The sequence below is a fragment of the Paenibacillus sp. UNC451MF genome (genome assembly GCF_000686845.1).
Lineage (GTDB): Bacteria > Bacillota > Bacilli > Paenibacillales > NBRC-103111 > Paenibacillus_S.
Genome location: NZ_JMLS01000022.1, coordinates 92,696 through 111,723, shown reverse-complemented (window position 1 = coordinate 111,723; position 19,028 = coordinate 92,696). Strand labels below are relative to the sequence as shown.

Genomic DNA, 19,028 nt, shown 5'->3' with positions numbered 1-19,028 from the left:
GCATATACATCAATATGTACGAGCAGAACTTGTACACGGAACATTGGGCCAAAGGAGACGAAAATGATGACGCTTCAGCGTATGTTTTTGGTGCGGGCGCTTCTGGGGTTACTGTTGTTTACTGGTGCAGCTTGCGCAACCCTGGTTTGGTACGGTACACAGCGAACACTCCCCGCAGGTTTAACAGTAGACAACTGGGATGTGGGCAGGATACCGATAACCGAGTTCGAACGCCAGCTGGAGGATAAAAAAAAGCTGCTCCTGCAGCAACCGGTCCGTATGATGAGCAAGCATCCTGATGCCCAGCTGCAGCCCGTCGATTGGACTCTCGATCAACTTGGGCTTGAGCTCCCGCTTCAGGAAATATACGAGCGGCTTCAACCACTAAAAACAGGATCTGTATTTCAACGAGCGGCTTACCGCTGGAATATTCGAAATGAAGAATGGCCCCTCCTTCCTTCATTTGACGCGTCCAAGCTTCACACAGCCTTATTGCGCGGTTTCCCAACGCTGTACAGCAAACAGCCTGAAGACGCCCAAAGAATTATTGGACCTAATGATATGATCAGCTATGTGCCTGAAGCAGCTGTCTTACGCATCGATGAGCCCGAGCTAATCCAACAATTGCAGCGGATACTCCCCTCTATGGGGAGCGTCGGTTGGACGGTAGGAACGGATGGACAACAGTTTGCAGAACATTCGGATGGGAGGAAAACGCCAGAAGCTGCAGCTCATCGTGTAAATTCAGAAAATGCTGCCCCTACAGCGGTATCTCCTGCGGGTAGATCTCCATTCCTGATTGCGCTGCCTTTTGTAAAGCAGCAGCCTAACTTAAGTGTCGGTATGCTTCAGGCACAAGGTATCGAGCGTAAAATTAGCGAATTTACAACGTCCTACCCGCAGAATGGCGAAGGGCGGATTCACAATATACGCTCTACAGCTCAGTCTATTCAAGATGTATTGTTGAAGCCGGGAGAAACATTCGATTACGCAACCTATATCGCAGAGACGGAAGCTAAATTTGGCTATAAAGAAGCGCCAGTTATACTGAACGGCAAGCTGGTGCCCGGTATCGGAGGCGGGATCTGCCAGGTATCCTCTACACTTTACAATGCAGTACTGCGGGCAGGACTTCAAATCGTCGAGCGTCGCAATCATTCTTTACCCGTCAGCTACGTGCCTTTAGGCCAGGATGCTACATTCGCCAGCGGGCATATTAATTTCAAGTTCCGCAACAACACTGCGAAGTACCTGCTGATTCGCACTTACACGGACGACCAACGGATTACAGTAAAATTATTCGGGCAAGCACCCGCCGATATTACCTACGGCATCGAATCAACTACTATTGAAAAGCTTCAGCCCTCAATCAAGTATGTATTAAACCCAACACTCCCTACAGGCAAAAAGCAGACCATCAGTAAAGGAAAAACAGGCTATGTCGTAGAAACGTACCGGATCAAAATGCAAAACGGGGTCGAGGTGAGCAGAGAACGAGTATCCCGGGATACCTATGCCGCTCAGCCTACCATCATCGCTACTAATCAAGGCGGTGCCATTGAGCCAAACAGTCGTCAACCGGAAGCTCCGCTGATAGAGGATGGTGTGAAGGGACCGACTTTCAGGTGAGAAAGAAAATTTTCAAACAATGATAAAAAACCCGTTGTTTGAGATAAGCATCTCAAACAACGGGTATGAATAGGTATTTTTACTGATTAACGACTTTTATTACTGAACTGCTCGAACCATTCGTTCGTGCTGTTGAACACAGCCTCGGCACGCGCGATAGCTTCGCTAACTTGATTGCTTGCTGTACCGCCGTACACGTTACGGGCATTAACAACCTGTTCTGGCTGCAGAACTTTATAAATGTCCTGCTCGAACAGGGTGGAGAATTGATGGAACTCCTCTAACTTTAAATCCAACAGGAATTTACCGTTTTGGATGCAGTAGAGAACCGTTTTACCAATGACTTCATGTGCTTGGCGGAAAGGCAAGCCTTTGTTAACCAAGTAATCTGCAATATCCGTTGCATTAGAGAAGTCCTGGTTGACCGCTTGACGCATACGATCCTTATTTACTTTCATGGTGCTGACCATTGGGGCATATAACTGAAGGGCGCCTTGGAGCGTACGAACTGTATCCAGCATCCCTTCTTTGTCTTCCTGCATGTCCTTGTTGTAGGCAAGCGGTAAAGATTTAAGAACGGTTAGCAGCCCGAACAAATTGCCGTAAACGCGGCCTGTTTTTCCGCGAACGAGCTCAGGTACGTCCGGATTTTTCTTCTGGGGCATAATGCTGCTTCCTGTACAGAACGCATCATCAAGCTCGATAAAATGGAACTCCGTGCTTGACCAAAGAATGAACTCCTCGCTCAAACGCGACAAGTGCATCATGATCATGGAAGCATTAGACAAGAATTCGATGATGAAATCGCGGTCGCTGACCGCATCCAGGGAATTCTCATAAACGCCTTCAAAGCCCAACTGCTGAGCCACGAAGTGGCGATCGATCGGGAATGTCGTCCCTGCTAATGCTCCTGCTCCAAGCGGAAGCACGTTAATCCTTTTGTAGCTGTCCTGCAAACGCTCGATGTCGCGTTGGAACATGGACACGTAAGCCATCAAGTGATGTGCGAACAAAATCGGTTGAGCACGTTGAAGATGCGTATAGCCTGGAATGATCGTATCCAGATTGTTCTTCGCTTGCTCGATCAATGCTTCCTGAAGCTTGTTCAGCAGCCCTACAAATTCTACAACACGCTTGCGCAAGTACAAGTGCATGTCCGTTGCTACTTGGTCATTACGACTGCGTCCCGTATGCAGCTTACCGCCTACAGGGCCCACTTCTTCAATCAGCGCTTTCTCGATGTTCATATGAATATCTTCGTCGCTAACGGAAAACTCCATCTCGCCGCGTCGGATCGTACCTTGTACTTTCAACAAGCCATCTTTAATTTTCTCCACATCTTCTTGCGGCAAAATCCCACATTTGCCGAGCATCGTTACATGAGCCAAGCTGCCTTGAATATCTTCTTCAGCCAGTTCTTTATCGAACATGATGGAAGCTGTATATTCCTCCACCAGTTGATCCGTTTTCTTTGTAAATCTTCCACCCCAAAGCTTTGACACGGCTGCTGCCCCTTTCTAAGAGCTTTCCTTTAGGAAAGCTAACCTCGTAAGCATATGCTGAACTTTCTGTAAGAAAGTTGTCTTCGTAAGTATTAACTGAAGCTTTCCGTTAGGAAAACTAGCTTCCTAAACATTTGCTAGGCTTTCCTAACGGAAAGCTAATATCGTTCACCCTTTTACGTGATGCAGGGCTTCCCTATGGTTGTCCACTGGGAAGCCCGTTTCACTAAAGGCCGCAGTCTACACGGCCATAATCACCAATTACTTCTTCGCATTTTGTTGAACGCCGGAAGATACTTTCAAACGCAGCGCATTCAGGCGGATAAAGCCTGTTGCGTCCCCTTGGTTGTAAGCTTGTGTAGGATCAGCTTCCATCGTTGCGATGTCAGGATTGTACAAGCTTACTGGACTTTGTACGCCCGCTCCGATTACATTACCTTTGTACAGTTTCAAACGTACAGTACCTGTAACGTTCTTTTGGCTTTCATCCACTAGCGCTTGTACTGCCAACCGTTCAGGAGCAAACCAGAAGCCATTGTATACAAGAGTGGCATAACGGGAGATCAAAGAGTCACGCAAGCTCATGACTTCACGGTCCATAGTCAAGGACTCCATTTTACGGTGAGCCGTGAACAGAATCGTTCCGCCTGGTGTCTCATATACGCCGCGGCTCTTCATGCCGACAAACCGGTTTTCAACCATATCTACACGGCCTACGCCATGCTTGCCGCCTAGTTCATTAAGGCGTTCCATTACTTGAAGCGGAGTCATGCTATCGCCATTCAAGCCAACGCAGTTCCCTTTTTCAAAATTCAATTCCACATATTCCGCTTGGTCCGGCGCATCCTCAGGATCAACACTCAATACGAACATGTCCTTATTAGATGTCGCACTTGGATCGAACCAAGGATCCTCGAGCATGCCGCTCTCAAAGCTGATATGCAGCAGGTTACGGTCTGTTGAGTAAGGCTTCGCTGCGGAAGCTGTTACTGGAATGCCATGCTTCTCAGCATAAGCGATCATTTCCGCACGTCCTGGGAATGTTTCGCGGAATTCGTCCAAACGCCAAGGAGCGATAACGTCCAGCTCAGGTGCCAAAGCAGCTGCAGTCAGCTCAAAACGCACTTGGTCATTACCTTTACCTGTTGCGCCGTGGGCGATTGCAGTTGCGCCCTCTTTACGTGCGATTTCAACCATACGCTTAGCGATCAGTGGACGCGCAATACTGGTGCCGAGCAAGTATTGTCCCTCGTACAAAGCACCCGCTTGGAACATTGGGAAGATGAAGTCTTTTGCAAACTCATCGCGCAGGTCATCGATATAAATTTTGGAAGCGCCGGTTGCCAAAGCTTTCGCTTCCAAACCGTCGAGCTCGTCCTTTTGTCCGATATCCGCAGTGAATGCGATAATTTCCGCATCATACGTTTCTTTTAACCATTTTAAAATAATCGATGTATCCAAACCGCCCGAATAGGCCAGTACGATTTTTTGCTTTGCCATTGTGTCCCGCTCTCCTTTATTATGCAAGTCCGCACACAGTGGACATGAATCGATCATGCCCACCGCTTCTCAACAGACTCATTATAGTAAAAATTACATGATAGCAACCATAATTGCTTTTTGTGCGTGAAGACGATTTTCAGCCTGATCAAAAATAATCGAGTTTTCCCCGTCAATCACGCCTTCGCTTACCTCTTCGCCGCGATGTGCTGGCAAGCAGTGCATGAACAGATAATCCTTTTTCGCAAGCTTCATCAGCTCTTCATTGACTTGATAGTCTTTAAAGGCGATTTCGCGTTCTTTTTGCTCTTCTTCAAAGCCCATGCTAGCCCATACATCTGTATAAACAACATCAGCCCCAGCTACAGCTTCCTTCGGATCATTGCCAACATACAGCTTGCATCCGTTCTGGCTAGCCACTTCCTTAGTGGACTCAACGATACCTTTATCAGGCTCGTAGCCTACTGGAGAAGCAGATGCAAAATCCACTCCAAGCTTGGCAGCCATCATCATCAAGGAATGCACCATATTGTTGCCATCCCCGATATAAGCTACTTTCAAGCCTTTCAAAGTGCCTTTATGCTCCAGAATCGTTTGGAAATCCGCCAGCGCCTGACAAGGATGCGTACGGTCCGTTAATCCGTTAATAACTGGAATCGTTGCCCCTCTCGCCAAATCGATTACTTTGCGGTGCTCATAGGTCCGAATCATAATGCCGTCCAAATAACGGGACATAACTTGAGCCGTATCCCAAATCGATTCGCCGCGTCCGATCTGAAGATCGTTCTTGCTCAAGAAGAGCGCGTGGCCTCCCAATTGATACATCCCGACTTCAAAAGATACGCGAGTACGAGTAGATGATTTTTCAAAAATCATGCCCAGCGTCTTTCCTTTGAGCGGTTGGTATACTTCTCCTGCCTTTTGCTTCCGTTTCAATTCGATAGCCAGGTCAATTAAATATTGCAGCTCTTCCGTTGAGTAATCGGCAACGGCTAGGAAGTCCCGTCCTTTTAAGTCGATTGCCACAGGCTGTTCGGTTCCTGCCAATGTAATCGCCCCTTTCAATAGTTTAATTTATTATTCGATACCCCCCCAACGGGAAGGCTTATGTTAGCCGAAGGGCTGCTTATACAGCAGCTGCAGCTTGTTTGCTTAATACCGAGCAGACCACATCCAGACCGCGGTCCAAGTCTTCTTTAGAAATGAGCAAGCTTGGCGCAAGACGAATGACATTAGGTCCAGCAGATACAACCAATACCGCTTGGTCTTGAATGGTAGTAATCAGATCCGCAACTGGCTGAGTGCAGCCGATGCCGATCAACATACCCAGACCACGAACCTCAGTCACCAACGGATTGCCTGCCAGCTTCTCTTTCAAGGTGTTGACGATATAATCGCCAAGCTCCGCTGCACGCTCAGGCAGCTTCTCGGCGAGCATCGTTTCCATAGTAGCAATACCGGCTGCCGTAGACAAGTAGTTGCCCCCAAAGGTTGATCCATGGCTGCCCGCAGAGAATGCTGTACGCAGCTTTTCTTTTCCAAGCATTGCGCCAATTGGCATACCGCTGCCCAATCCTTTTGCCAATGTAAAAATATCCGGCTCCACGCCATAGTGTTCGTAAGCGAACATTTTACCCGTACGGCCAATACCCGTTTGGATTTCATCAATGATCAGAAGCAGGCCATGCTGCTTGCAAAGCTCTGCAACGCGAGTAACAAATTCAGGCTCAGCACGGTTAACGCCGCCTTCGCCTTGTACCATCTCGAGCATGATCGCGCATGTTTTAGGGCCGATCGTTTTTTCCAACGCTTCAGCGTCATTGTATGGTGCGTAGACGAAGCCTTCTGGCAGCGGCGCAAAGCCTTCTTTTACCTTATCCTGTCCAGTTGCCGTTAATGTGGCAAGGGTACGTCCATGGAAAGACAAGTGGAACGTAATGATTTCATATTGATCCGGCTTGCCGAGCACTTTTTGGAAATAGCGGCGAGCCAGCTTAATAGCCGCTTCGTTCGCTTCCGCTCCGCTGTTGCAGAAAAATACAGCGTCTCCGCAGCTGTTGTCAGTCAGCAGCTTCGCCAGCTTTTCCTGATTCGGAATATGAAACAGGTTGCTCGTGTGCCACAGCTGGTCAACCTGATCCTTTAAGCGCTCTTTTACCTGTTTGGGGGCATGCCCCAGGTTCGTCACCGCTAAACCGCACATCAGATCGAGGTACTCTTTGCCATTCTCATCCCAAAGGCGGCTGCCTTCCCCCTTCACAAATGCTAGCGGGTAGCGCCCGTAATTCGGAAACAATGAATTAGCTCCTTCTCCCATGCTGAATCACTCCTTTTTCATATAGGTAATAACCTTATAGATTCATCTATTTCACAATTCGCGTTCCAATAGCAGCGCCCTTAATGACCTTGCTCAAAACTTCCGGCTCTGCTCCGTTCACAATGATGACCTCACGAACTTTGCCCTGAATACATTGAACCGCTGCGCGAACCTTTGGAATCATACCTCCGTAAATTTCACCGCTTGCGATCATCGCGTCGATCTCCTGTACCGTTACGGAAGGAAGCACCTTCTTCTCACCGTTCATAATGCCCGGCACATCCGTTACAACGATCATTCTTTCGACACCCAAATGCGATGCCACGGCGCCTGCCGCCGTATCCGCATTAATATTATAACGCTGTCCGCCATCTGCTCCAAGACCGACAGGAGCTATAACCGGCATGTAGCCCATCTTGACAATGCCTTGAATCAGTTCTGCATTGACGTGTGTGACATCGCCAACTAGCCCTACTTCATGAGCGTTAGCCACAGGCTCCGCTTGAATAAGATGACCATCTACTCCAGACAAGCCCATGGCGCGAGCGCCGGACAACTGGATTTTGCGAACGATCTCTTTATTGATTTGACCCGACAGCACCATCTCGACGACGTCGAGCACCGCTTCGTTCGTTTTGCGCAGACCGTTGACAAACTCGGTTTCGATACCAAGCTTCTCAAGCGTAGACGAGATCGCCGGACCGCCCCCATGGACGATAACCGGGATAATCGCTTCATCCTGAAGATTCTTCATATCCACGAAAAAAGAATCCGGCAGCGCCGCTAGCGTACTGCCGCCGCATTTCATCACAAAACACATTGCACTCATGTTTCGTTCCCCTTTATATGCACGGATAGCTATCGACTAATCTAGAGCAAGATCAATAGCTCTACCGTTTGCTTAGCTTATTTATTTAAACCGATTCGCTTCTTACGTCCGATATGCCGCGTTGATACGAACATAATCATAGGTCAAATCGCAGCCCCATGCCGTTGCCGTCTCAGAGCCCATGTTCAAGTTCACATGAATTTGAACCAGCTCGCCCTTCAAGTACTCCTCAGCACGATCTTCGTCGAACTTCACTGGACGAGACTGTTCCAGCACCACAATATCCCCTAAACGGATATCAACCGTTTCCGTATTAACCGGCTTTCCAGCGCGTCCTACTGCTGCGATGATACGGCCCCAGTTGGCATCTGCACCGTAGCAAGCGGACTTCACTAGGCTCGAGCCTACGACCGTCTTAGCAATAGCACGTGCAGCGTCTTGGGACTCAGCACCTGCCACATTCACTTCAATCAGCTTCGTTGCCCCTTCACCATCACGAGCGATAGCTTTGGCCAAGTACTCTCCTACGTAGCGGAAGCCCGCTTCGAAAGCAGCCCAATCCGGATGATCCGGTGTCAAACTATCGTTGCCGGCCATGCCGCTAGCCATAACGACAACCATGTCGTTCGTGCTTGTATCGCCGTCAACTGTGATCATGTTGAACGTGGAGTCCGTCACGCCGTTCAGCAGCTTTTGCAGCTGAGCGCTTTCGATGTTGGCATCTGTCGTCATAAAGCCAAGCATCGTCGCCATGTTCGGATGAATCATGCCCGAGCCTTTAGCTGCGCCAGCGATATGTACCGTTTTTCCGCCCACCGTCAGCTTCACGCAGGTCATCTTCTGAACTAGGTCGGTCGTAAGGATCGCCTGACAGAAATCCTCTCCTCCGTCAGCCTTCACTTCTGCCGGAAGCTTCTCAATACCACCCAACACCTTAGGCATCGGCAAAAGCTCGCCGATAACTCCTGTCGACGTAACACCGACATGGTGCTCCGCTACGCCAAAAGCCTTTGCAGCCGCCGCACGCATGGAACGTGCGTCATCCTCACCTTGTTGCCCCGTGCAGGCGTTGGCATTACCGCTGTTAACGAGCATCGCTTGCAGCTTGCCGTCAACAGCAATGCTGTCTTGCGTCACCCGCAAGGGAGCCGCCTGAAACGCGTTAAGCGTATATACGCCCGCAGCTTGAGCCGGAACCTCACACACTATGACGCCAAGGTCATAGCGATTTGTTTTTTTCAAGCCGCAATGCAGGCCTCCAGCACGAAAGCCCTGCGGTGTTGTGATCGAGCCTTCTGGCACGACAGTAAATTGATCCTTCACCTTCATCTTCTCCTCACCCATGGCATGTTACTGTTATGGATAAACCGGGGTGAACGCCAATCCAGTCGTTTCTTCCCAGCCCATCATTAAGTTCAAGTTTTGGACCGCCTGACCGGCTGCCCCTTTAACCACATTATCTATTACGGAAATAATCGTCAGCCGTCCTGTACGCTCATCTAGCGAGAAGCCGATATCACAATAGTTCGAGCCCCATACTTCCTTCGTCGCCGGCCATTTCCCCTTCTGACGAATTCTTACGAAACGACGCCCTTCGTAGTACTGGCGGTACATCTCAATGATCTCGTCCTCTGAATGGTTCCCATTCAGCTTAACATACATCGTAGATAGAATTCCGCGAGTCATAGGCACCAAATGTGTCGTGAAAGACACAACCACCTCTTCGCTAGCCACACGGCTGAGAATCTGCTCGATTTCAGGCGTATGCTGATGCTTATTCACCTTATACGCCAAGAAATTTTCGTTAATCTCGGAATAGTGCGAAGTCAAGCTTAAGCCGCGTCCCGCTCCGGACACACCCGATTTGGCATCGACAATAATAGAGGACAAATCTGCCCATCCCTTATTCACAAGAGGTACTAAACCAAGCAGCGTAGCCGTTGGAAAACAGCCCGGATTAGAAATAAACGATGCATCACGAACTTCATCGTCAAACACCTCGGATAAGCCGTATACCGCTTTGTCCACATACGCCGGATCCGCCGGTTTATGCTTATACCACTTTTCATACACTTCACCGGATTTCAATCGGAAATCTCCAGAAATATCGATGACCTTCAAGCCCGCGTCCACCAGCTTCGGAGCCAGCTCAGCAGCTACGCCATGCGGCGTCGCCAAGAAAACAACATCCGCCTTTTGCTTCATTTGCTCTACGTCGATACCATCCAGGTTTCCTACCATAATTTCATTCAAATGCGGATATCCGTCTGCAATTGGCGTTCCCGCGCTGGACGAAGAAATCACCGAAGTAATCTCCACGTTCGGATGCGTTAGAAGCAGCCGAATCACTTCCACTCCACCGTATCCTGTTGCACCGATAATTGCCGCTCTTAATTTATTAGACATAACCGTTCCCTCCACATGAAAAACTATGTATTATTATACATTCTTAAGTATAATAATTCAATGGATTTTTTCTCTCGTCTCGTTCATTCTCCGTCGCCATTCCCTGCATTAACTTATTCTATATAAGGAAATTATTACTTGCTAACTCCCCCATTTTACCTAATCTGCTTCAACTTGAATACAGGCTCTTTTTAAGAAGGAATGTGAAACTTAAACCCTTCGCCAAGCACCTCGTTTGTATCGCTCAAAATAACAAAGGCCCCAGGATCAATAGCCTTCACAAGCTGCTTTAATCGGGTGACCTCCGTCTGTCCTACTACCACCATAAGCACCGTTCGCGCCTCCCCTGTATAGCCTCCAGTTGCTTTTAACTCGGTAAGCCCGCGGTCTAGGTCGTGAAGGATCGCCTCACGGATCGTCACCGTCTCGGAAGAGATAATAAAAGCTACCTTCGAATAGCTAAGCCCGAGCTGTACGATATTGATCGTCTTGCTTGTCACGAATAGACCGATAAGTGCATAGAGCGCTTTCTCCGGAGACAGTACGATCCCCGCCGTCAAAATAACCATCCCGTCCAGCATCGCTACAGCCAGCCCAAGACTCATCCCTGTTAATTTATGTATCATTTGCGCGGCCAGATCCAATCCGCCTGTTGAACCTCTGCCGCGAAAAACAAGCCCAAGGCCCACACCAATTAAAATACCGCCATAAATGCTTGCCAGCAAAATATTCGTTGTGAGCGGAGGAAGGCTACGTGTAAGCAATATGAGTAAAGGCAGCAGCACAGAACCGACCGCCGTTTTCACGCCGAACTGGCCCCCAAGAAACCACGTTCCCAGCAGAAACAATGGTATGTTAAGCGCCCACTGCGTAATCGCCGGCTCAGTCCCGAACAGTTGATTCACAATAATGCTAATCCCCGATACCCCGCCTGAGGCTACCTGATTCGGGCTCAAGCACATATTGAAGCTGATTGCGATCAATAAAGAGCCCAGCACTAAAAGCACATACTCCATGACACGCTGTCCCGGTCCAGGCTGCACTATCGCGGGGTTCCGCGGCCGTTTCTTCATGCTTTGCATACGCTTCCCTCCGTACTATTCAAACTGAATATCGCAAGCAACACAAAAAATCCTACACGGAATCACCGTAATCGACCGACAACAAGGTAAGATAACAGGCGGCCTCGAGCCGCCATTCTCCCAACGTTTCTGTAGACTTGGCTTTAAGTGTAGGATTTGCTTCAATGATTATTATTATAAAAGTATGGAATTATTCGGCAGGTTCCGATTTAATTTGAAGACGCAGGTAGGCATCAATGAACATATCGAGATCTCCATCCATGACGGCCCCAACATTGCCCGTTTCAGCAGAAGTGCGGTGATCCTTAACCATACTGTATGGATGGAATACATACGAACGAATTTGGCTTCCCCAGGCGATATCGGATACTTCACCGCGGATTTCGGCCAGCTGCTTCATTTGCTCTTCAATCTTCTTCTCATATAGCTTGGAACGCAGCATCTTCATCGCTGTTTCGCGGTTTTTGATCTGCGAACGCTCGGTTTGGCAGCTTACAACAACCCCAGTTGGAATATGTGTAATACGCACAGCCGAATCTGTCGTATTGATGTGCTGTCCACCCGCACCGCTGGCACGATAAGTATCCACCTTCAAATCCTCGGTACGAATCTCAACTTCCACATCGTCATCAATTTCCGGCATTACATCGCAGGACACAAAAGAGGTATGACGTCGGCCTGACGCATCGAATGGTGAAATACGTACCAGTCGATGGACGCCTTTTTCCGCTTTTAAGTAACCATAAGCGTTGTAGCCCTTGATGAGCAGCGTTACGCTCTTTACGCCCGCTTCATCACCTGGCAAGTAATCAAGGACATCTACCTTGAAGTCGCGCTTCTCTGCCCAACGGCGATACATACGCAGCAGCATCTCTGCCCAGTCCTGAGACTCGGTGCCACCTGCTCCCGGATGAAGCTCCAGAATGGCATTCAACTTGTCATAAGGCTGGCTAAGGAGCAGTTGCAGCTCGAAAGTTTCTAACTTAGATACTACAGCCTTAATTCCTTGTTCGATATCCGCCGCCATGCTGTCATCCTGATCCTCTTGCATTAACTCCACCATCAGCTCCAAGTCCTCAAACTCGGAAGAAAGCGCCTGAAATTGATCGACACCTCCCTTGATTGCGTTCATTTCGGCAATGAGCTTTTGTGCCGATTCATTGTCATCCCAAAAATCAGGAGCTGCCATCTTCTCCTCGTAATTCGCGATCTGCTCCAGCTTAAGATCTAAGTCAAAGAGACCCCCTAAGCTCAGCTAACCGTTTAGCCGTTTCTCGTAAATCTTGTTTCACTTCTGGATCCAACATATCCGTTCACTCCTCAATTTTCGCTTCAATCTCAAGCTCAGTTTACCTTCAAAAAAAGGGAGCCGGTTGTTACACCGACGACCCTTTTGTTTAAATTCCATGTATGTGGAGACGACATCCCTATTACTGAACGCCGTGGCACTGCTTATACTTTTTGCCGCTTCCGCAAGGGCACAAGTCGTTACGTCCGACTCTATCTTCATCGTTGTTAACAACCGGCTTTTTCGGCGCTGGCTCACCATTGGAGCTGACCGCATCTGCTTCAACCACCGGCTGACGCTCGAGGTTCGTTTCTACGTGAGCTTTCATAATATACGTAGCAACTTCCTCTTGAATGCTTTGAATCATCTCCTGGAACATTTCAAAGCCCTCAAACTGGTATTCACGAAGTGGATCTGTACCGCCGTAGGCGCGCAAGTGGATACCTTGACGAAGCTGATCCATCGCATCGATATGATCCATCCATTTGGAATCAACGGCACGAAGTACAATAACCTTCTCAAGCTCACGCATAATCACATCGCCAATCGCCTGCTCACGTTCTTCGTAAAGTCTCATCACGAGGTCTTTCATGTACTCAGCAATTTCTTCCTTTTCCTTGCCCCAAAGCTCTTCAGCAGTAAGCTGGCCTTCATGTAAGAACGTGCCGTTAGCATAATCGACGATCGCTTGAAGATCCCACTCCTCCGGAACCAGGTCCGCCGGGCAGTGTGTTTCTACAAGGCGTTCAACAACCGGCATCAGCATCCCGATGGTAATATCGCGGATATTTTCGGACTCCAGCACCTCGCGGCGCTGCTTGTAAATAATCTCACGCTGTTGGTTCATGACATCGTCATACTGAAGCACGACTTTACGTACGTCAAAGTTATTGCCCTCAACGCGTTTTTGTGCCGATTCTACGGCACGGGTTATCAGCTTGCTTTCGATTGGCTGATCTTCTTCGAAGCCGAGACGGTCCATCATGCCCATGATGTTCTCCGCACCGAAGCGGCGCATCAATTCATCTTCCATGGACAAATAGAACTGAGAAGAACCAGGGTCACCTTGACGTCCGGCACGACCGCGCAGCTGATTATCGATCCGGCGACTTTCATGTCGCTCCGTACCTATAATATGCAGACCGCCTGCATCGTGAACCCCTTCGCCAAGCATAATATCGGTACCGCGTCCCGCCATGTTGGTAGCAATCGTTACAGATCCAGGCTGACCTGCACGTGATACGATTTCCGCTTCTTCCGCATGGTACTTCGCATTAAGAACCTTATGCTGTACGCCTTTCCTCTTAAGCATTTCGGACAACCGCTCAGAGTTCTCGATGGATACCGTACCCACAAGCACTGGCTGGTTCGTCTGATGACGTTTAACAATCTCTTCTACTACAGCCCGGAATTTACTGTTAACCGATTTATACACAATATCCGGTAGATCCTGACGGATCATTGGACGGTTCGTAGGCACAATAATAACCTCTAGACCGTAAATCTTTTTAAATTCTTCTTCCTCCGTCTTCGCCGTACCCGTCATCCCTGACAGCTTACGGTACATCCGGAAGTAGTTCTGGAACGTAATGGTAGCCAGAGTCATAGACTCATTTTGCACCTGCAGCTGCTCTTTGGCTTCAATCGCCTGATGCAAGCCTTCACTATAGCGGCGGCCTGTCATTAAACGGCCTGTGAATTCGTCTACGATGACGACTTCGTCCTCTTGAACCACATAGTCTACATCACGCTTCATAATGACATGAGCTTTTAACGCTTGTGTAATATGGTGATTAAGAGTTACATTCGCATGGTCGAACAAGTTCTCGATGCCAAATGCTTCTTCCGCCTTTGCTACACCGCCCTCAGTTAGGGACACTGCGCGCATTTTAATATCAACGATGTAATCCTCTTCTTCTGTCAGCTTACTAACAAAACGATCAGCCATATAGTACATGTCTGTCGACTTAGCAGCTTGTCCAGAAATAATGAGCGGCGTTCTCGCCTCATCGACCAGAATGGAGTCCACCTCGTCAATTACTGAAAAATACAGCGGACGCTGCACCATCTGTTCTTTATATACCACCATGTTGTCACGCAGGTAATCGAAGCCGAACTCATTGTTCGTCCCGTAAGTAATATCACAAGCATAGGCCGCCTGCTTCTGGCCATGCTCCAAGGAATTCAGGTTTACGCCAACCGACATGCCGAGAAATTCGTACACTCTACCCATTTCTCCGCTGTCACGTTGAGCCAAGTAATCATTAACGGTAACTACGTGCACGCCTTTGCCAAGCAATGCGTTCAAATAAACCGGCAGGGTACCAACCAAAGTTTTCCCTTCACCAGTTCTCATCTCCGCAATTCGACCTTCGTGAAGGACCATACCGCCGATTAATTGTACGTCATAGTGACGTTTGCCAAGAACACGTTTGGATGCTTCACGCACGACAGCAAAGGCTTCAGGAAGCAAATCGTCCAAATCTTCGCCTTGTTCCAAGCGCTCGCGGAATTCTACAGTTTTATGCCTAAGTTCCTCATCGGACAATACCTCAATTGAAGGCTCTAATTGGTTAATGGCATCGACTGTTTTCCACAGCCGTTTCACTTCGCGTTCATTTGAGTCGCCGAATATTTTCTTAACGAGTCCTAACATGGGCCCATCTCCCTTTTTTAAGAACGGTTTGCCTTAAATTGTAGCAGTTTGCGACACAAGTCGCAAGAATTGCGGAGCTATCCTTTTATTATCTTCTTGCATTAAGCATTTCATGAAATGCGAAAGAGCCTGCCCTGTCAGGCAAGCTCTCGAAATTCGCATCCATTATCTGGCCGGCTCAATCAAACCATATTTGCCGTCGTTGCGTTTATACACCACATTCACTTGCTCCGTATTGGAATTAGCAAAAACGAAAAAGCTATGACCAACCATATTCATTTGCAGAATGGCTTCATCGATATCCATCGGTTTCAGCATAAACTGCTTGGTCCTAACCAACTCATAATCATCCTCATCTTCATACTGTGCAGGGGAATCGACTCTCAATATATCCCTTATACCGCCTTCTTGACGGATTTTACGATTCACTTTAGTTTTGTGTTTACGAATTTGCCGCTCCAGCTTGTCGATCACCTGATCGATGGAAGCGTACATATCATTGCTTTTGTCCTCGGCCCGCAGCATAACACCTGTCAGCGGGATTGTCACCTCGACTGCTTGTAATCCTTTGACCACACTGAGTGTGACATGTACTTCAGTTATAGGGGGAGCTTCAAAGTACCTTTCCAGCCTGCTAAGCTTTTTCTCAACATACTCTCTTAGTGCTTCTGTAACCTCTATGCGCTCACCGCGAATGTTGAATTTCATTGTACTTCTCCTCCTTTCATGTACCTATTATACTATATTCTATAGACGCCTTCAAAAATCCTTTATATTTATCGACAATTTTTCAAAATATTCTTACAATTTGGTGTCCGTGTGACAAACCGCATAGAATCAGGCTTTTTGTGAGTTTGAAGGTCTCTTTCAGTGGGTATATTCCCTTGCATTGTCTTTCCTACCAAAAGGTTATTGGGTGCATCTATTCAAAAGACAAAAAAACACCCCGGAATCATTCCAGGGTGTTGTCGCTGCTAATAGTAATCGGAATAACCATCTATACAAGGGCGTTGTGAGCCGGATGATTATAGCTTGATAACGTTAGCTGCTTGTGGTCCGCGAGCGCCTTCCACAATATCGAATTCAACTGCTTGACCTTCTTCCAGCGTTTTGAATCCATCGGTTTGAATAGCTGAGAAGTGAACAAATACGTCCCCGCCGTCTTCACGCTCAATGAAACCGTATCCTTTTTCTGCGTTAAACCATTTCACTTTACCTTGCATGTAAAACATTCCCTTCATTATCAAATAACTGTGGGCATGCCCACAAATCGAATATAGCATCCCCTCTCCACGGATGTCAATTATATCCACGGCTTTTAGCAAAATATTTTGAAAATTCACGTATTAACATGACGTTAATAAAGTATACACAAAGAAAAACCGCACCATTATGCGGTTTTTCGACATTTTGTATAAAGTTATACACAAAGTTATGCACATTATCCACAGGGGGAGTGGATAATCAAATTATTAATAAACATGGTACTTGTTCCACCAACAAACTAATGTAATTGAATTTTTTCAAAATGAGCACCTTTCGGATTAGGGCTCCAACACATCTCTAAAACGTACCGCTCACGTTCTTTTTTATAAAACATTACTATTATTTCTTTTTATCAAAAAACATGCTCTCCGGAGCATACTTAGCCTCATAACTTGATTTTTGCTGCTTTGCAGTGGTCATTTTGTTCAAGTTGTCTGAAGCTTCATTCTTTAATTGCTGCATCCGGTAAAGTATCTGATCATCATAGCTTAGAATGGAAACTAATGCATGATCCAGATACGATTTATCTAATTTATGATTTTCATATTGCTTCTGGATATTCAGTACAAGCTCTTCACGAATATTCACAAATTCAACGATTTCCTCATATCCCACCGTTTCCAATTTGGAAGCCAGTTGTTGAGTCATCTGCAACAGTTCATCTAGAGATTTATCCATGATTAAGCACAGATCCCGATGATGTACTAAGCTTCGAGGCCTGAATCCATGTTTCCTTCAGCTCTACCAAATGATCTATAACCTCCAATGCCGGTTGAATATCTTTCTTTATGTTAGCTTCAACCATTTTCCGGAGGAAATAATCATATAATTGCAGCAGATCTTTCGAAATAGGATAGGAATGATCAAGCGATGCCACCAATTCATTAATAATTTCCTGGACTCTTATAAAACAGTTGTTAGCCTCTTGATAGTTTTTCTGTTTGACTCCCTCGACTCCTTTTCTTGCAAAACGAATGGCTCCGTCGTACAGCATGATTAAGAGTTGGCCAGGAGTCATGGTTTGAATAGAAGTCTCCCTGTATTTATTGAATGGCGTTTGGATCATTAGATTCACCTCTTACTTATTATCTCTTAACCAAAGCTGGATAGTGATGAAGATTGTGATTGAAATTTATTCATGGCTGTTTCCATTGCTGTGAACTGTTTATAATATCTTGTTTCCATATCGTTTAATAATCTGGCTTGGTTTAATATATCGTTGCTAAGTCTTTTGAGCTGACGTCCAATAGTGCTCTCTTCCTTCAAAACCGCATCCTTTGATGTGGCAACAAAGGAGGTACCTGCTCTTTCGGTTAAGGAATCCAATGTTTTTTTGAGATCATCATACATTCCTTTATTTTTTGAAGTAAATAAAGCCGCTACTTTATCCGGTTCCTTTTCAATTGCTTCTCTGAGCTTCGCTTCGTCCTTCAGAACCAGCTTTCCGCCTTCAAACCATTGTCCTGTCGTAATGCCTATTTGATCCAAAATCGCTTTTTCACCGTTAACCGTGACGACTGAGGATATGTTGGATCTGAGTTTGGAAATGGCATCATTTAATATACTGTCATTATAGAGTAAACCCGTTTTGGCTTTTTCCTCCCATTTCTCGACTTCATCATCCTTCATCGCCTTCTTTTGGTCATCGGTAAGAGGCACGAAATTCCTGTCATGCTTCTCTTTCACTTTAGTGTTTAAAGTGGATAACATGTCGTTGTAATCCGTAATAAACGACTTAATCTTGTCGAGAACTTGGTCTGTATCTACTGCGGTTGAGACTATAGACGGAGCTGTCGTCTTGGCATTAATTGTAATGTCGACTCCATTAATATTAAAACTATTGGTAGGGCGCGTTGTAGCAATTCCATTGATTTTTAGCTGCGCGTCATCGCCAAGTGTAACATTAGTTAAATTAAATTTTGAAATAAAATTTCCGTCACCGCTAATGGCGATCTTCCCATCTCCATTGATTTTCCCAGCAGTTTTGGAGGTAATGGAGAATTTGCCCGTAACCTCATCATAATATGCGCTCGCATTAGCGCCTTTGTTCTGATTTATTTTGGTCACTAGGGAGCTAATGGTCTCATCTGCTTCGATTGCAATATCTGATCCATTAATAGTAATTTTGGTTCCGGTAATACCGGCATCCGTCAATTTGGTTGCAGCAGAGTAAGGCTTTGGAGTGGCACTCGAGTCTAAGAGTGGAGTGGCGCTTGAAACGGACGCCGTCTTAGCCAATTCAGTAACCTCGATACTAATGGTACCGGAAGTGGCCTGGCTTCCTGCTTTAGCCGTTACAGCACTTGTATCCCCTGTTACGGTTGACTTTTGGGTTTGAAAAGAACCCGATAATGAGTTATCAAATGCTTTTTTTCTATATTCGACCAGCTTTAAATTGATATCTCTAAAGTTCTCACGCTGCCACTGCAGCGTTTGCTGCTTTTGCTTGAGTTTATCTAGAGGAACACGTTTGGCTGTCATTATATTGCTTACAAGCTGGTCTATATCCATCCCGGATGCAAATCCGCTAATTCTTTGTACCATTACTGCACA

At 47.0% G+C, this 19,028-nt stretch carries 16 protein-coding genes; 1 reads left to right on the top strand and 15 read right to left on the bottom strand.

What is annotated here, in order from left to right; all coding sequences use genetic code 11:
• The first annotated feature begins 66 nt into the window (after nucleotides 1–66).
• Nucleotides 67–1,629, top strand: a complete 1,563-nt coding sequence (locus BP97_RS0121890) for a VanW family protein (RefSeq protein WP_051620860.1) — start codon at nucleotides 67–69, stop codon at nucleotides 1,627–1,629.
• Between the two features lie 86 nt (nucleotides 1,630–1,715).
• Here the strand turns inward: BP97_RS0121890 and argH are convergent, their stop codons facing one another.
• From argH to fliD, 15 genes are all read right to left on the bottom strand, one after another.
• On the bottom strand, nucleotides 1,716–3,131 hold the full coding sequence (gene argH / locus BP97_RS0121885; RefSeq protein ID WP_028551025.1) for an argininosuccinate lyase: 1,416 nt from the start codon (nucleotides 3,129–3,131) through the stop codon (nucleotides 1,716–1,718).
• 261 nt (nucleotides 3,132–3,392) lie between these two features.
• Nucleotides 3,393–4,631, bottom strand: coding sequence for an argininosuccinate synthase (locus BP97_RS0121880; protein WP_028551024.1), 1,239 nt, complete (start codon nucleotides 4,629–4,631; stop codon nucleotides 3,393–3,395).
• 93 nt (nucleotides 4,632–4,724) lie between these two features.
• Nucleotides 4,725–5,678 (bottom strand): ornithine carbamoyltransferase, encoded by a 954-nt coding sequence (argF, locus tag BP97_RS0121875; protein WP_028551023.1) that lies wholly within the window; start codon nucleotides 5,676–5,678, stop codon nucleotides 4,725–4,727.
• Nucleotides 5,679–5,757: 79 nt separating this feature from the next.
• Nucleotides 5,758–6,948: an acetylornithine transaminase gene (locus tag BP97_RS0121870; protein ID WP_028551022.1), complete on the bottom strand. Its 1,191-nt coding sequence runs from the start codon at nucleotides 6,946–6,948 to the stop codon at nucleotides 5,758–5,760.
• Nucleotides 6,949–6,994: 46 nt separating this feature from the next.
• A complete protein-coding gene (gene argB / locus BP97_RS0121865) occupies nucleotides 6,995–7,777 on the bottom strand; it encodes an acetylglutamate kinase (RefSeq protein WP_028551021.1) in 783 nt (260 codons plus the stop codon).
• Between the two features lie 102 nt (nucleotides 7,778–7,879).
• A complete protein-coding gene (gene argJ / locus BP97_RS0121860) occupies nucleotides 7,880–9,106 on the bottom strand; it encodes a bifunctional glutamate N-acetyltransferase/amino-acid acetyltransferase ArgJ (RefSeq protein ID WP_028551020.1) in 1,227 nt (408 codons plus the stop codon).
• Nucleotides 9,107–9,133: 27 nt separating this feature from the next.
• Nucleotides 9,134–10,183: an N-acetyl-gamma-glutamyl-phosphate reductase gene (gene argC, locus BP97_RS0121855; RefSeq protein WP_028551019.1), complete on the bottom strand. Its 1,050-nt coding sequence runs from the start codon at nucleotides 10,181–10,183 to the stop codon at nucleotides 9,134–9,136.
• A 191-nt stretch (nucleotides 10,184–10,374) separates the two neighbouring features.
• Entirely contained in the window at nucleotides 10,375–11,265 is an 891-nt protein-coding gene (locus BP97_RS0121850) for a YitT family protein (protein WP_028551018.1), read from the bottom strand.
• 190 nt (nucleotides 11,266–11,455) lie between these two features.
• Nucleotides 11,456–12,572 (bottom strand): peptide chain release factor 2 gene (prfB, locus tag BP97_RS0121845; protein ID WP_156043276.1). Its coding sequence is split into 2 segments (ribosomal slippage): nucleotides 11,456–12,499 and nucleotides 12,501–12,572, totalling 1,116 coding nucleotides; the frame shifts between segments, so codons are not numbered across the junction.
• Nucleotides 12,573–12,695: 123 nt separating this feature from the next.
• A complete protein-coding gene (gene secA, locus BP97_RS0121840; protein ID WP_028551016.1) occupies nucleotides 12,696–15,209 on the bottom strand; it encodes a preprotein translocase subunit SecA in 2,514 nt (837 codons plus the stop codon).
• A gap of 165 nt (nucleotides 15,210–15,374) precedes the next feature.
• A complete protein-coding gene (gene hpf, locus BP97_RS0121835) occupies nucleotides 15,375–15,917 on the bottom strand; it encodes a ribosome hibernation-promoting factor, HPF/YfiA family (RefSeq protein WP_028551015.1) in 543 nt (180 codons plus the stop codon).
• Between the two features lie 317 nt (nucleotides 15,918–16,234).
• Entirely contained in the window at nucleotides 16,235–16,432 is a 198-nt protein-coding gene (locus tag BP97_RS0121830) for a cold shock domain-containing protein (RefSeq protein ID WP_028551014.1), read from the bottom strand.
• Nucleotides 16,433–16,814: 382 nt separating this feature from the next.
• Nucleotides 16,815–17,153 (bottom strand): flagellar protein FliT, encoded by a 339-nt coding sequence (locus BP97_RS0121825; RefSeq protein ID WP_028551013.1) that lies wholly within the window; start codon nucleotides 17,151–17,153, stop codon nucleotides 16,815–16,817.
• Nucleotides 17,146–17,541 (bottom strand): flagellar export chaperone FliS, encoded by a 396-nt coding sequence (fliS, locus tag BP97_RS0121820; RefSeq protein ID WP_028551012.1) that lies wholly within the window; start codon nucleotides 17,539–17,541, stop codon nucleotides 17,146–17,148. Before fliS ends, BP97_RS0121825 begins: the two co-directional genes overlap by 8 nt.
• 26 nt (nucleotides 17,542–17,567) lie before the next feature.
• Entirely contained in the window at nucleotides 17,568–19,019 is a 1,452-nt protein-coding gene (fliD, locus tag BP97_RS0121815; protein ID WP_028551011.1) for a flagellar filament capping protein FliD, read from the bottom strand.
• Nucleotides 19,020–19,028: the final 9 nt, after the last annotated feature.